The sequence below is a fragment of the Roseateles oligotrophus genome (assembly GCF_025717515.1).
GTDB lineage: Bacteria > Pseudomonadota > Gammaproteobacteria > Burkholderiales > Burkholderiaceae_C > Paucibacter_A > Paucibacter_A oligotrophus.
This window is the reverse complement of record NZ_JAJIRN010000001.1, coordinates 351171-365117: the sequence shown is the minus strand read 5'-3', so window position 1 is coordinate 365117 and position 13947 is coordinate 351171. Positions and strand designations below refer to the sequence as shown.

At 60.3% G+C, this 13947-nt stretch carries 11 protein-coding genes; 4 read left to right on the top strand and 7 right to left on the bottom strand.

The annotated features are described in order from the left end of the window. The first annotated feature begins 11 nt into the window (after positions 1-11). The 4 genes from grpE to LNV07_RS01740 all read left to right on the top strand — a co-directional run bounded on the left by grpE (position 12) and on the right by LNV07_RS01740 (position 5714). A complete protein-coding gene (gene grpE, locus LNV07_RS01755) occupies positions 12-536 on the top strand; it encodes a nucleotide exchange factor GrpE (RefSeq protein WP_263569439.1) in 525 nt (174 codons plus the stop codon). Between the two features lie 83 nt (positions 537-619). Continuing rightward, positions 620-2611: a molecular chaperone DnaK gene (dnaK, locus tag LNV07_RS01750; RefSeq protein ID WP_263569438.1), complete on the top strand. Its 1992-nt coding sequence runs from the start codon at positions 620-622 to the stop codon at positions 2609-2611. Positions 2612-2747: 136 nt separating this feature from the next. Continuing rightward, on the top strand, positions 2748-3899 hold the full coding sequence (dnaJ, locus tag LNV07_RS01745; protein ID WP_263569437.1) for a molecular chaperone DnaJ: 1152 nt from the start codon (positions 2748-2750) through the stop codon (positions 3897-3899). Positions 3900-4094: 195 nt separating this feature from the next. Next, a complete protein-coding gene (locus tag LNV07_RS01740; protein ID WP_263569436.1) occupies positions 4095-5714 on the top strand; it encodes a response regulator in 1620 nt (539 codons plus the stop codon). A 29-nt stretch (positions 5715-5743) separates the two neighbouring features. On the opposite strand, the gene dnaB is transcribed toward LNV07_RS01740, so the two are convergent. The 7 genes from dnaB to ppsA all read right to left on the bottom strand — a co-directional run bounded on the left by dnaB (position 5744) and on the right by ppsA (position 13786). Further along, positions 5744-7201, bottom strand: coding sequence for a replicative DNA helicase (gene dnaB, locus LNV07_RS01735; RefSeq protein WP_263569435.1), 1458 nt, complete (start codon positions 7199-7201; stop codon positions 5744-5746). Positions 7202-7380: 179 nt separating this feature from the next. Continuing rightward, on the bottom strand, positions 7381-7836 hold the full coding sequence (rplI, locus tag LNV07_RS01730; RefSeq protein ID WP_263569434.1) for a 50S ribosomal protein L9: 456 nt from the start codon (positions 7834-7836) through the stop codon (positions 7381-7383). Positions 7837-7849: 13 nt separating this feature from the next. After that, positions 7850-8140: a 30S ribosomal protein S18 gene (gene rpsR / locus LNV07_RS01725; protein ID WP_263531959.1), complete on the bottom strand. Its 291-nt coding sequence runs from the start codon at positions 8138-8140 to the stop codon at positions 7850-7852. A gap of 12 nt (positions 8141-8152) precedes the next feature. Continuing rightward, positions 8153-8473, bottom strand: a complete 321-nt coding sequence (gene priB, locus LNV07_RS01720; RefSeq protein WP_263569433.1) for a primosomal replication protein N — start codon at positions 8471-8473, stop codon at positions 8153-8155. An 88-nt stretch (positions 8474-8561) separates the two neighbouring features. Next, on the bottom strand, positions 8562-8924 hold the full coding sequence (gene rpsF / locus LNV07_RS01715; RefSeq protein WP_263531957.1) for a 30S ribosomal protein S6: 363 nt from the start codon (positions 8922-8924) through the stop codon (positions 8562-8564). 170 nt (positions 8925-9094) lie between these two features. Beyond that, positions 9095-11221 carry a VC_2705 family sodium/solute symporter gene (locus LNV07_RS01710; protein WP_263569432.1) on the bottom strand — a complete coding sequence of 709 codons (2127 nt, stop codon included), beginning with the start codon at positions 11219-11221 and terminating at the stop codon, positions 9095-9097. Positions 11222-11377: 156 nt separating this feature from the next. Then, positions 11378-13786, bottom strand: a complete 2409-nt coding sequence (ppsA, locus tag LNV07_RS01705; protein WP_263569431.1) for a phosphoenolpyruvate synthase — start codon at positions 13784-13786, stop codon at positions 11378-11380. Positions 13787-13947: the final 161 nt, after the last annotated feature.

Here is a 13947-nt window from a genome sequence, read left to right as displayed (position 1 = left end):
ATTTCTGCATCATGACGACATCCAATACTCCCCCCCAAGAGCCCCTCAGCCCGGACGAACTGATTGCCGCTGTCAACAGCGCCGATGACAGCAAAGTGGCCGAACTGGAAGCCCGTTTGGCCGAAATGTCGGACGCCTACCTGCGCGCCAAGGCCGAGGTGGAGAACATCCGCCGCCGCGCCGATGACGATATGAGCAAGGCGCGCAAGTTTGCGGTCGAGTCCTTCGCCGAATCGATGCTGCCGGTGATGGACAGCATGGAAGCCGCAATCGCCCTGCCCGACGCCAAGGTCGAGACCGTGCTGGAAGGCGTGCACGCCACCAAGCGCCAGTTAGCTGCAGCGCTAGAGCGCAACAAGGTGATCGAGTTGAACCCGCCCGCCGGCACCAAGTTCGACCCGCATCAACACCAGGCGATTTCGGTCGTACCGGCCGAACAAGAGCCCAACACCGTGGTGATGGTGTTGCAAAAAGGCTATTCCATCGCCGATCGCACACTGCGCCCGGCACTGGTGACGGTGACGGCACCGAAATAAATATAGCTTGCGGGGCTTGAAAGCCCGCAAGTTATCCACAGCTTATAAGCATCAGTTTTAGACAATTTCCATGGCGAGCAGCCATGGTGATATTCAACAAATCTTCAGGAGAAAAGAACATGGGAAAGATCATCGGTATTGACTTGGGCACCACGAACTCGTGCGTGGCCGTCATGGAAGGCAACACGACGCGCGTGATCGAGAACGCTGAAGGCGCTCGCACCACTCCGTCCATCATTGCCTACCAAGAAGATGGCGAAATCCTGGTCGGCGCCTCGGCCAAGCGCCAAGCCGTCACCAACCCCAAGAACACGCTGTACGCGGTGAAGCGACTGATCGGCCGCAAGTTCACCGAAAAAGAAGTGCAAAAAGACATCGACCTGATGCCTTACACGATTGCTGCCGCCGACAACGGCGACGCCTGGGTTGAAGTGCGCGGCAAGAAGCTGGCGCCTCCTCAAGTGTCGGCCGAAATCCTGCGCAAGATGAAGAAGACCGCCGAGGACTACCTCGGTGAAGAAGTCACCGAAGCCGTCATCACGGTGCCGGCCTACTTCAACGACGCCCAGCGTCAGGCGACCAAGGACGCTGGCCGCATCGCCGGTCTGGACGTCAAGCGCATCATCAACGAGCCTACCGCTGCAGCGCTGGCTTTTGGTCTGGACAAGCATGGCAAGGGCGACCGCAAGATCGCCGTTTATGACCTGGGCGGCGGCACCTTCGACGTCTCCATCATCGAAATCGCCGACGTCGACGGCGAAATGCAATTCGAAGTGCTGTCGACCAATGGCGACACCTTCCTGGGCGGTGAAGACTTCGACCAGCGCGTGATCGATTACATCGTTGCCGAGTTCAAGAAGGACCAAGGCGTTGACCTGACCAAGGATGTGCTGGCTCTGCAGCGCCTGAAGGAATCGGCCGAGAAGGCCAAGATCGAGTTGTCGAACTCGGCCCAGACCGACGTCAATCTGCCTTACATCACCGCTGACGCGACCGGCCCCAAGCACTTGAACGTCAAGCTGACCCGCGCCAAGCTGGAGTCGCTGGTGGACGAGTTGATCGAGCGCACGATCGCCCCTTGCCGCATCGCGATGAAGGATGCCGGCATCGCCATCAGCGCGATCGACGACGTGATCCTGGTCGGCGGCATGACCCGCATGCCCAAGGTGCAGGACAAGGTCAAGGAGTTCTTCGGCAAGGAGCCACGCCGTGACGTGAACCCGGACGAAGCCGTGGCCGTGGGCGCTGCGATTCAAGGTCAGGTTTTGGGCGGCGAGCGCAAGGACGTGCTGCTGCTGGACGTCACACCGCTGAGCCTGGGTATCGAGACCTTGGGTGGCGTGATGACCAAGATGATCACCAAGAACACCACCATCCCGACCAAGTTTGCACAGACCTTCTCGACCGCCGACGACAACCAGCCGGCCGTGACGATCAAGGTCTACCAAGGCGAGCGCGAGCTGGCCGTGGGCAACAAGAGCCTGGGCGAGTTCAATCTGGAAGGCATCCCGCCGGCACCACGCGGCACACCGCAGATCGAAGTCTCGTTTGACATTGACGCCAACGGCATCTTGCATGTCGGCGCCAAGGACAAGGGCACCGGCAAGGAAAACAAGATCACCATCAAGGCCAACTCCGGCCTGACCGAGGCAGAGATCGAGAAGATGGTCAAGGACGCCGAGGCCAACGCCGGCGAGGACAAGAAGAAGGTCGAGCTGGTGCAGGCCCGCAACCAGGCCGACGGCATGGTGCACTCGGTCAAGAAGTCGCTGAGCGAGCATGGCGACAAGCTCGAAGCGGCCGAGAAAGAGAAGATCGAGGCTGCACTGAAGGATGCCGAGGAAGCCATCAAGGGCGAGGACAAGGCCGATATCGAAGCCAAGACCGAAGCCTTGATGACCGCCAGCCAGAAGTTGGGCGAAAAGGTCTATGCCGAATCGCAAGCGGCACAGGCGGCTGCGGCCGGTGGCGCTGCCGAAGGCGCTTCCGAGCAACCTCAGGCACAGGCCTCCAGCAAGCCGGCCGACGACAATGTCGTCGACGCCGAGTTCAAGGAAGTCAAAGACTCGAAGTGATGTTTCTGGCGCGCTAAACCCTTTGCCATCGCTTGGGGTTTAGCCGTCACCGCCGCCGCGTCGCAGCCCTGGGGTCAGACCCCGAAAGCTCGTCGCGGCGCTGTTGTTTGATATGCACGATGCACGGACCAGGCTCATGGCAAAGCGTGACTATTACGAAGCTCTCGGCGTCGCAAAAAATGCGACCGAGGACGAAATCAAAAAGGCCTACCGCAAGCTGGCCATGAAGTACCACCCCGACCGCAATCAAGGCGACGGGGCGAAGAAGGCCGAGGAGCAATTCAAGGAAGGCAAGGAAGCCTACGAGATGCTCTCCAACCCGCAAAAGCGGGCGGCTTACGACCAGCATGGCCATGCCGGCGTGGACCCCAATATGGGCGCTCGCGGCGGCCCGGGCGGTGAAGGTTTCGGCGGTTTTGCCGAGGCCTTTGGCGACATTTTCGGCGACATCTTCAATGGCGGAGCGGGCGGCGCAGGCCGGCGCGGCGGCGGTGGCCAACAGGTCTATCGCGGCAGCGATCTGTCCTATGCGATGGAAATCACGCTGGAAGAAGCCGCGCGCGGCAAGGAATCCCAGATCCGCATCCCGAGCTGGGAAGGCTGCGAAACCTGCAGCGGCACAGGCGCCAAACCCGGCACCAGCGCCAAGACCTGCGGCTCCTGCAACGGCGCGGGTACCGTGCACATGCGCCAGGGCTTCTTCTCGGTGCAGCAGACCTGCCCACATTGCCACGGCACCGGCAAGATCATTCCTGACCCCTGCACAGCCTGCAACGGCCAAGGCAAGGTCAAAAAGAGCAAGACCCTGGAGGTCAAGATCCCGGCCGGCATCAACGAAGGCATGCGCATCCGTTCGGCAGGCAACGGCGAGCCCGGCGTCAACGGGGGCCCGGCCGGCGACCTCTACATTGAAATCCGCATCAAGCAGCACGAAATCTTCGAACGCGATGGCGATGACCTGCACTGCACGATGCCGATCCCGCTGACCACCGCCACCTTGGGCGGCAGCATCGAAGTACCGACCCTGGGTGGCAAGGCCGAAATCGACCTGCCCGAGGGCACGCAGCATGGCAAGACCTTCCGCCTGCGCGGCAAGGGCATCAAGGGTGTGCGTTCGAGCTATCCGGGTGATCTGTACTGCCACATCAGCGTCGAGACACCGGTCAAGCTGACCGAGCATCAACGCAAGCTGATGAAGGAGCTGGACAAGTCCTTCCGCGAAGGGGGTGAGCGCCATTCACCCAATACCAAGAGCTGGACGGACCGAGTCAAGGACATCTTCAAGTAAATAGTCCACGCCCCCGGACCCGCCAAGCGCCCTCTGCCCGATCCGGCAAGGGCGCTTTTTTGTGCCGTTCTACACAGCCAGGCCGAGATTGATTCATGTTCTCAAAAGTTCGGCCGATAAGCTCGGTGTGAGAAGCCTTGCACCCAAACCGAACTTGAAGCCCTTGATGTCGCTCGTCGCGCAGAGGAGTCCTGCATGGCGATGATGGACAGTGAAATCCAGAACGCCTGCGCGCTGATCATCGACAGCAATGCGACCTCCCGCAGCTTGATGGCCTCGCAGCTCCGGGACTTGGGTGTTGCTCAAGTGCGCCAAGCCACGCGCATCAACGATGCCCGCGTGATTCTGGAGCACAAGGCCTATGACATCGTGCTCTGCGACTACCATTTTGATGGCAGCGAGATGTCGGGCCAGGACCTGCTGGACGAGCTCCGCCGCGAGCATTTGCTGCCCTATTCGACCGTGTTCGTGATGGTCACCGGCGAGGCCTCATACAGCAAAGTGGCGGAGGCCGCAGAGGCCGCGCTTGACGCCTATTTAGTCAAGCCTTACACGATGGCCTCCTTGTCCGACCGTTTGGCCAACGCACGCCACCGCAAGCGCGTCTTGAAGGACATCTTTGAGGCCATCGAGCGGCAAGATTTTGAAGCGGCGGCCGGCCATTGTTTGAAGCGTTTCGAGTCGCGCGGCCAATTCTGGCTCTACGCCGCACGCATCGGCGCCGAACTGCTGTTGCGGCTCAACCGCTTCGACGATGCGCGCAAGCTCTATGACGCCATCATTGAAGCCAAAACGGTCCCCTGGGCAAGGCTGGGCGTGGCGCGCACCGAACTCGGCTCGGGCAATATGGCAGCCGCCCGCCGCACATTGGAAACCTTGATCGGCGACATCCCCGATCATGCCGACTCCCATGATGTGATGGGCCGGGTGCAAATGGATTTGGGCGAAATCGAAGGTGCCTTGGCCACCTATCGAACCGCGGCAAAGCTGACCCCGGGTTGCCTGCTGAGAGCCCAGCGCTGCGGCTGTCTGGCCTTCTACGCGGGCCAGCGCCCCGAAGCCTTGAAGCAGCTTGAGCAAACAATGGCCCAAGGGCTGCGCTCCAAGCTATTCGACATGCTGACCCTGGTGTTGATCGGCCTGATGCGCTTTGACAACAAAGACAGCAAGGGCCTCAAGTACGCCTACGACGCCATGACCAGCGAGCTAGAACGCCACCCTAACTCCAAGCGGCTACAGCGCTTCGATGTGCTCTTTCAATGCCTGCGCTTCATGTTGGACAAGCGAGTCGCCGACGCCTTGGAGTTGGCGAGGGATCTAACCCGTCGGGCCAATGAACAAGAAGATTTCGACCTCGAAGCCGCGAGTCTGTTGCTGGCCTTGTGGGTGCGTCTGGCCGCCATGATTGAACTGGAAGAAATGGCCCAGTTGGTGACTTTGTTGGGCTTGCGCTTTTGCACAGCAAAAGCCGCCACCGAGGTTCTTGTCGCCATGACCGAAGGCAATCAAGCCGTGGCGGAAGAATTGCGCAACAGCCACGCGAAAATTTTCAGCATCGCCGAAACCGCCATGCGCCACTCCATGCGAGGCTCGGCCCGTGCGGGCGTGGAGTTATTGATCCAGCAAGGTGAAAGCACACGCAACGCCAAGCTGATCGATATGGCCAGCCTGGTACTCAAGCGACATGCCGAAAAAATCGATGACGCCGAACAACTGGACGAAAAAATTCAGCAACTGCAAGACCGCTACGTGAAGCCGCTGGGGGCGGTAAATCGGCAAAAACGAGCCGCAGGCGGTGTTGCCTTGCGGGTCTAGGGCAAACCAGTTTACCGGGCCGAGTCGACTCAATACTCGTCGCCGCCCACACCCACATAGCCGGGGGCGAGGTTCTCGAATTTCGTGTGCATGCGCTGGAAGAACAGCTTGACCGTGCCGACCGGGCCGTTACGCTGCTTGGCGATGATGATCTCGGCCACGCCGGGCTCTTTGGATTCTTCCTTCATATAGTAGTCATCCCGGTAGATGAACATGATGATGTCGGCGTCCTGCTCGATGGCGCCGGACTCACGCAAGTCACTCATCATCGGCCGCTTGTCAGGGCGTTGCTCAACGCTTCGATTCAACTGCGAGAGCGCAATCACCGGGCACTGCAACTCCTTGGCCAAGGCCTTCAAGCCGCGCGAAATCTCACCGATCACGGTGGCTCGGTTTTCCTCATTGCCGCCGTTGCCGCTCATCAGTTGCAAGTAGTCAACGATGATCAAACCTAACTTGCCGCATATACGGGCCTGGCGGCGTGCGCGTGCACGCACCTCGGACGGCGACAGGCCAGGGCTTTCGTCGATGAAGATGCTGGCCTTGCCGAGCTTGTCGACAGCCTCGGACAAGCGCCCCCATTCATCATCGGCCAAGCGGCCGGTACGCAGATGACCTTGGTCAATGCGGCCGATCGAGCCCACCATACGCATGGCGAGCTGAGCGGCACCCATTTCCATCGAATAGATAACGACCGGCAGGCCTTCATTGATGGCCACGTTTTCGCCGATATTGATCGCGAATGCCGTTTTTCCCATCGACGGACGGGCCGCCAGAATGATCAAATCACCGGGCTGGAAACCAGCCGTCATGCGGTCCAAATCAAAGAAACCGGTGCGCACGCCGGTGACGTCCTCGGCACCGTTCTCGGCCAACTCATTGACCCGGTCGATCAGCGCCACGACCAGATTGTCCATGCTCTGGAAGCCCTGCTGGCTGCGCGAGCCCTCCTCGCCGATGCGGAAGATCTTGCCCTCGGCCTCGTCGAGAATTTGGGCCACAGCGCGGCCTTGAGGTGCCAGAGCAGCGGTGGCGATCTCATCGCTGGCGGTGACCAATTTGCGGAGAATGCCGCGCTCGCGGACGATCTCGGCATAACGGCGAATATTGGCGGCGCTCGGCACACTCTGGGCTAAGGCATTCAGATAGGCCAGCCCACCACATTCCTCCGCCTTGCCGTGCGAGGTCAACTCCTCGAACACCGTCACCACATCGGCCGGCTTGCCACCGTTGATCAGCTTGCCGATGGCGACAAAGATCTGCTTGTGCTCAAAACGATAGAAGTCGGACTCGGTCAGCAGGTCGCCGGCACGGTCCCAGGCCGAGTTGTCGATCAACAAGCCACCCAGCACACTTTGCTCCGCCTCGATCGAATGCGGCGGCGTGCGCAGGCGCGCCACTTCATCGTCGCGGCGGTCGGCGCCGCCGGGCGAACCGGACGAACCCGACGAACCTGGCAGGGGCGTTGAAGAAAAGGTCGCACTCATGGTGATGGGACTCGCTGAGACTTGCTGACTGCCAAACAGCCCTGCCCTGTGGACAAGTCTGTGGAAATGCGGGGGACGACCCTGTATAAATCAGCCCCCAGAAAACGCAAAAAGCCGACGGCTTTGACAGCTGTCGGCTCTTTTTTCAACTGACCGGTCAGGGTCAGCAGTTCAAGACCTTAGTCGGCCTGACGAACCACCTGAACGCTGACTTCCACCAACACATCGGTGTGCAGAGCAACGTTGACGGAGAACTCGCCGACGGCCTTCAGCGCGCCCAAAGGCATGCGGACTTGCGTCTTGGTAATGGTGGCAAAGCCCAACTTGACCAGTGCTTCGGCCACGTCGGCATTGGTCACCGAGCCGAACAAGCGGCCGTCCACGCCAGCCTTTTGGCTGATGCGCACGGTCTTGCCTGTCAGGCTTTCGCCCAGAGCTTGAGCGGTTGCCAGCTTTTCAGCAGCAACTTTCTCGAGCTCAGCGCGCTTGACTTCGAATTCCTTGATCGCTGCCTCGGTGGCACGACGTGCCTGGCGAGTTGGGATCAGAAAGTTGCGGGCGTAACCGTTCTTGACCGTGACGACATCGCCCAGGTTGCCGAGGTTGGCTACTTTTTCAAGCAGAATAATTTGCATGTTGTCCTACTCCTCAGACCTTGTGCTGATCGCTGTACGGCAGCATGGCGAGGAAACGCGCACGCTTGATCGCAACAGTCAGCTGACGCTGGAAGAATGCGCGCGTGCCGGTCAGGCGAGCGGGCGTGATCTTGCCGTTTTCGCCGACGAAATCGCGCAGCGTGTCGATGTCCTTGTAGTCGATCTGCTCAACACCGGTGACGGTGAAGCGGCAGAAGCGCTTACGACGGAACAGCAAGGATTGGGTATTGCGCTTGGGCTTCTTGTCTTTCGAGAAGCGACCTTTACCGCGTGGAGGAGCCATTTGATGACCTCATTAATTTCTATCCGGATTCGAACAATTTGGCGTCGTGACGATATCGAGTGCAGTGATGTGGAAAATTGTTCCACGACCATTGCGTTGGGCACTCAGGAAACCCGTAAATTGGGCCATTCCACCAAGTCCCAAACTCTGTAAGCGCTTGGTCAGATCACCGATTACCACCGCTTTGATTTCCAGAGAAATCTTGCGTGGCCTGCCGGCTTCTTGGACCTGGGACTCATGCTTCAAGCAACAGTCCAGGGCCATCAAACCGGCCGGTGTGTACCTGACCAAACCCAACTCCAGCAACTGCGCTTGCAAGATCAGGTGATTCAAGAAAGAACCCACCGACCGTTTTGCTGCGCGCTAGAGCCAAGCTCACTCACTACCGTTTCAAACACCAAGCTAAAGCCAATTCAAAGAATTAGGCAGACGCGACTTGAGGAGCCTTGCGGGCTTCTTCGCGATCCACAGACTTCATCATGACTGAAGGTGTGGTTTCGGCCTTGGACTTCAGCACCGTCAGGTGGCGAAGCACGGCGTCATTGAAGCGGAAGCCGGTCTCGAGCTCAACCAAGGTTTCCTTGCTGCACTCGATGTTCACGCACAGATAGTGGGCCTTGGCCAACTTCTGGATCAGGTAAGCCATTTGACGGCGGCCCCAATCTTCAACGCGGTGGACAACGCCGCCACCAGTGGTGATCAGGCCTTTGTAGCGCTCCAGCATGGCTGGGACTTGTTCGCTTTGATCCGGATGGATCAGCAGAACGATTTCATAGTGACGCATAAATACTCCTTGTGGATTCCAGGCAAGGGACTCGGTCGAACCTTTTCGGCCAAGCCTTGCCTGAGGAAGCCGAGCCACAGCGTCAGTCACGTGGTCACGGCAAGGTGGAACCCGCTATTCTAGCGTAAATTCATGAATCCGACAAGGCAGGCGGCTTGGCGCAGCGTGCGTCAGCGCCCATCTGTGGCGGCTGGGGTGCGCATTTGATCAAGCATATGGAGCTGCGCCGGGCTCGGTGCCGGCGTCAAATAACTGACCAACAGCATGGTGGCGAAACCCGCAGGCACACCGAACAAGCCGGCCGAAATGGGTTGAATCCCCCACCACAACTGCGCCGGCCCCGGCACGCCCAAAGCCGCGCGCAGTCCGGGCATCGCGTGAATCATGTAGTAGCAGGTGAGCCCCAAGCCTACCAACATGCCGGCCACAGCGCCCCAGCCATTGGCGCGACGCCAAAAGATACCCAGCACCAAGGCAGGAAAGAAAGCCGCCCCGGCAACCGAAAATGCCGCCGCCACCAAATACAGAATGTCCGCAGGTCGGTGTGCCGCGACCGCAGCAGCCGCCAAGGCCGTGGCCAGCAGCAATGCCTTTGACAGCGTCACCCGGCGCGTCATTGAGGCAGTCGGGTTGAGCACGCGGAAATAGACATCGTGGGACAAGGCCGACGAGATGGTCAGCAGCAAGCCGTCGGCGGTAGACAGTGCCGCCGCCAGACCGCCCGCCGCCACCATACCCGACACCACATAAGGCAGGCCAGCAAGCTCCGGCGTCATCAGCATGATGATGTCGCTGCTGATGCGTAATTCACCCAACTGCAATATCCCGTCACCGTTCACATCGCTGACCGACAGCAGACCGGCATCAACCCTCGTCCACTGGGCGATCCAGGACGGCAAACTGGCTATCGGCGTGCCGACCAAACCGGTGAAAACCTCGTACTTGACCATCACCGCCAGCGCCGGAGCGGTCAGGTACAGCAATGCGATGAAGAACAGTGACCAAGCCACCGACTCACGCGCTTCTCGCACGGAGGGTGTCGTGTAGTAGCGCGTCAAGATATGCGGCAGGCCGGCGGTCCCCACCATCAGACAGAACACCAAGGCCATGAAGTTCCGGCGAGACTCGTCGAACTGCAACCGTTCTTGCGGCGTACCGTTCGGGTCCCCAGCAAACTGCTGAGCGTGTGGCGGCATGCCTGCCAGCGGCTGCGCCCGCGCTTCATTGGTGGTTTGGGCACGCTGCCATTGCTCGCGCGCCTCGGCCGGCGTACGCGGCAAGGCCGCTTGACTCTTCTCGGCCGCCTGCACCAGGGCCAGCGGCGTATCTTCCTGCCGCTTCAGATCCGCCACGCGCTGAGCGGCTTGCGCCCGTTCCTGAGCCAGCGACGCCGGCACATTCTGCAGCTTGTGCTCGAAGCCGTCTGCGCGCGCCTGAAACACCGCGCGCACTTGCAGCTCGGCCGGATCAACCAGTAGTTGCTGCTCACGCTCGGATAATTTTGCCAACTGGTAGCCATAGGCGACTTGCGGCAGCGGCAGGCCAGTTTGCTTGGCACTCAGCCAAATCACCGGCACCAGATAGGCAATCACCAACACAATGTACTGAGCCACCTGCGTCCAGGTCACCGCGCGCATGCCACCCAAAAACGAGCACACCAAGACGCCGCCCAGGCCGACAAAGACACCCACCTCAAACGCCAAGCCGGTCAAGCGGGAGGTGATCAAACCAACGCCATAGATCTGCGCCACGACATAAATGAAAGACACCAGAATGGCAGCAGCAGCGCCTATCAAGCGCGGCGCGGTGCCGCCATAACGGGCGCCCAAAAAATCCGGGATGGTGAACTGCCCGAATTTGCGCAGGTAGGGAGCCAAGCAAAGCGCCACCAAAACGAAACCGCCCGTCCAGCCCAAGACAAAAGCCAGGCCGCCGTAACCCGACAAGTACAGCGTGCCGGCCAAACCGATAAAAGAGGCGGCACTCATCCAATCGGCCCCGGCCGCCATACCGTTGAAGATCGCGGGTACGCGCCGACCGGCCACGTAATATTCATCGGCGTCGGTGGTGCGGCTCAATAGCCCAATGCAGGCGTAGATACCAACGGTGGCCGCCATAAAGCTGAAACCTATCCAGCTCTTGGCCAGGCCCCATTGCTCCAACACCGCCAACACGAGTACGAACAGCACGAAGCCGAGCGTGTACCAGGCATAGATGCGCCTGAGTTTGGGGCTCAGGTCGGCGCTCGAGCCGGTGTCGGTCCGGCGCTTGAGGGCGTCTGCTTGGGGCGAAGTCATTTTTCTATCTGTGGCTTAGGCCCGGCATCATGCAAGCCAGCACGACCGCTGTCGATAGTCAAGAACCCGAAGCTCAAGGCTGCAACGCCACAAAAAAACGGCCCCGCAGGACCGTTTTCGACTTGCTACCCTGCGGCCGCTTGGGGCCGCCGGTCATCAACGCTTGGCCAAACGCTGCCAGGTCTCGATCACCGAGTCCGGGTTGAGCGAAATCGACGTGATGCCTTCACCGGCCAACCAGTCGGCGAAATCGGGATGATCGCTCGGGCCTTGGCCGCAGATACCGATGTACTTGCCGGTAGCACGGCAGGCGGCGATGGCGCGCGAAATCAAGGCCTTGACGGCCGGATCACGCTCATCGAAGTCACCCGCCAATTGCTCCAGCCCCGAGTCCCGGTCCAAGCCCAGCGTCAGCTGAGTCAGATCGTTAGAGCCGATCGACATGCCGTCGAAATGCTCCAGGAATTGCTCGGCCAGGATCGCGTTGCTGGGCACCTCGCACATCATGATGACGCGCAGACCATCTTGCCCGCCCGCCACAGCGCGCTTCAAGCCACGCTCCGCCAGCATCGCCACAACCCGCTCGGCCTGGCGCACGGTGCGCACGAAAGGCACCATGATCTCGATATTGGTCAGGCCCATCTCGTTGCGAGCCCGCTTGAGCGCCTCGCATTCCATCGCGAATGCGTCCGAAAACTCGCCGCTGATGTAGCGTGAAGCACCGCGGAAACCCAGCATCGGATTCTCTTCATCGGGCTCGTAGCGCGAGCCGCCAATCAGCTTGCGATACTCGTTACTCTTGAAGTCGGACAAGCGCACGATCACCGGACGAGGGAAGAAGGCCGCAGCAATCGTGGCGATGCCTTCGACCAATTTATCGACATAAAAAGCGCGTGGCGAGGCGTGACCGCGAGCCACCGACTCAACCGCTTTTTTCAGATCGGCGTCGATGTTCGGGTAGTCAAGAATCGCCTTCGGGTGCACGCCGATATTGTTGTTGATGATGAACTCCAACCGAGCCAAACCGACGCCTGCGCTGGGCAGTTGCGCAAAGTTGAAAGCCAGTTGCGGGTTGCCCACATTCATCATCATCTTGATCGGGCAATAGGGCAACTCGCCCCGGTGCACCTCGGAGACCTCGGTCTCGAGCAGGCCGTCGTAGATGAAGCCAGTATCGCCCTCGGAGCACACCACCGTCACCAACTGACCTTCTTTGAGCTTTTCGGTCGCGTCGCCGCAACCCACCACGGCCGGGATGCCAAGTTCGCGCGCGATGATGGCGGCGTGGCAGGTACGGCCGCCTCGGTTCGTCACGATCGCCGAAGCCCGCTTCATCACCGGCTCCCAGTTCGGGTCGGTCATGTCGGTCACCAACACATCGCCCGGCTGAACGCGATCCATCTCGCTGATATGGGTGACCAGACGGACCGGGCCGGTGCCGATCTTCTGCCCGATCGCGCGGCCCTCAACCAGTACCGCACTGTGGCCCTTGAGCTTGTAGCGATGCTCAATCTGGCCCTCAGCCTGGCTCTTCACCGTCTCTGGGCGGGCCTGCAAAATGTAGATCTGGCCATCGATGCCGTCACGACCCCATTCGATGTCCATCGCGCGGCCGTAATGCTTCTCGATGATCAAGGCATAACGCGCCAACTCGATGACCTCGGCATCATTGAGCGAATAGCGATTGCGAGCCTCGGGCAGCGTGTCCACGGTTTTGACCAACTTGCCGGTCGCAGCCTTCTCGGCGGCCGAGGTGAACTCCATCCGGATCAGCTTGGATCCCAAGTTACGTCGAATGATCGGCAGCTTGCCTTTTTGCAGCGCCGGCTTGTGGACATAGAACTCGTCCGGGTTGACGGCGCCCTGCACCACCGTCTCACCGAGGCCGTAGCTGGACGTGATGAAGACCACATCCTTGAAACCGGACTCGGTGTCGATGGTGAACACCACGCCCGCCGAACCCAGGTCGGAGCGCACCATGCGCTGCACGCCGGCCGACAAGGCCACATCGGCATGGGCAAAGCCCTTGTGCACGCGGTAGCTGATCGCGCGGTCGTTGTACAGCGAGGCGAACACCTCCTTCATCTTGTGCAGCACCTCTTCGATGCCGATCACGTTGAGGAAGGTTTCCTGCTGGCCGGCGAAGGACGCGTCCGGCAAATCCTCGGCCGTGGCCGAAGAGCGCACCGCGAAAGACACATCGGGGTGATCCAGCGTCAATTGCGCGAAGGAGGCACGGATCTGCGCCTCCAGATCGGCCGGAAAGGGCTGCGCCTCCAGCCAGCCACGGATCTCGGCGCCGGCCTCGGCCAGCGCGCGCACATCATCGGTATTGAGCGTAGACAAACGCGCTTCGATGCGCTTGTCCAAGCCCTGATGCTTGAGGAACTCGCGAAAGGCGTGGGCGGTAGTCGCGAAGCCGCCGGGGACGCGAACGCCCGAGGAAGACAGCTCCGAGATCATCTCGCCGAGGCTGGCGTTCTTACCGCCAACGACCTCGACGTCGCTCATTCTCAGATTCTCAAATGGAACGACCAGGGCGGTCGGCTCATAGCGTGTGGACATGGGAAAACTCCGTAAGGTTGAAAATTCGGGCTTCCCGCCGAGGCGCAATGAGCGGCACCTAAGGCGGCACCTCCCACGCCAATAGCGCAGTGACTCAGCCCAAGAATTCTGGATTCTTGTTCTGTCTCGGGCTTGAGTCGATGAAAACTGCGCATGGCTGT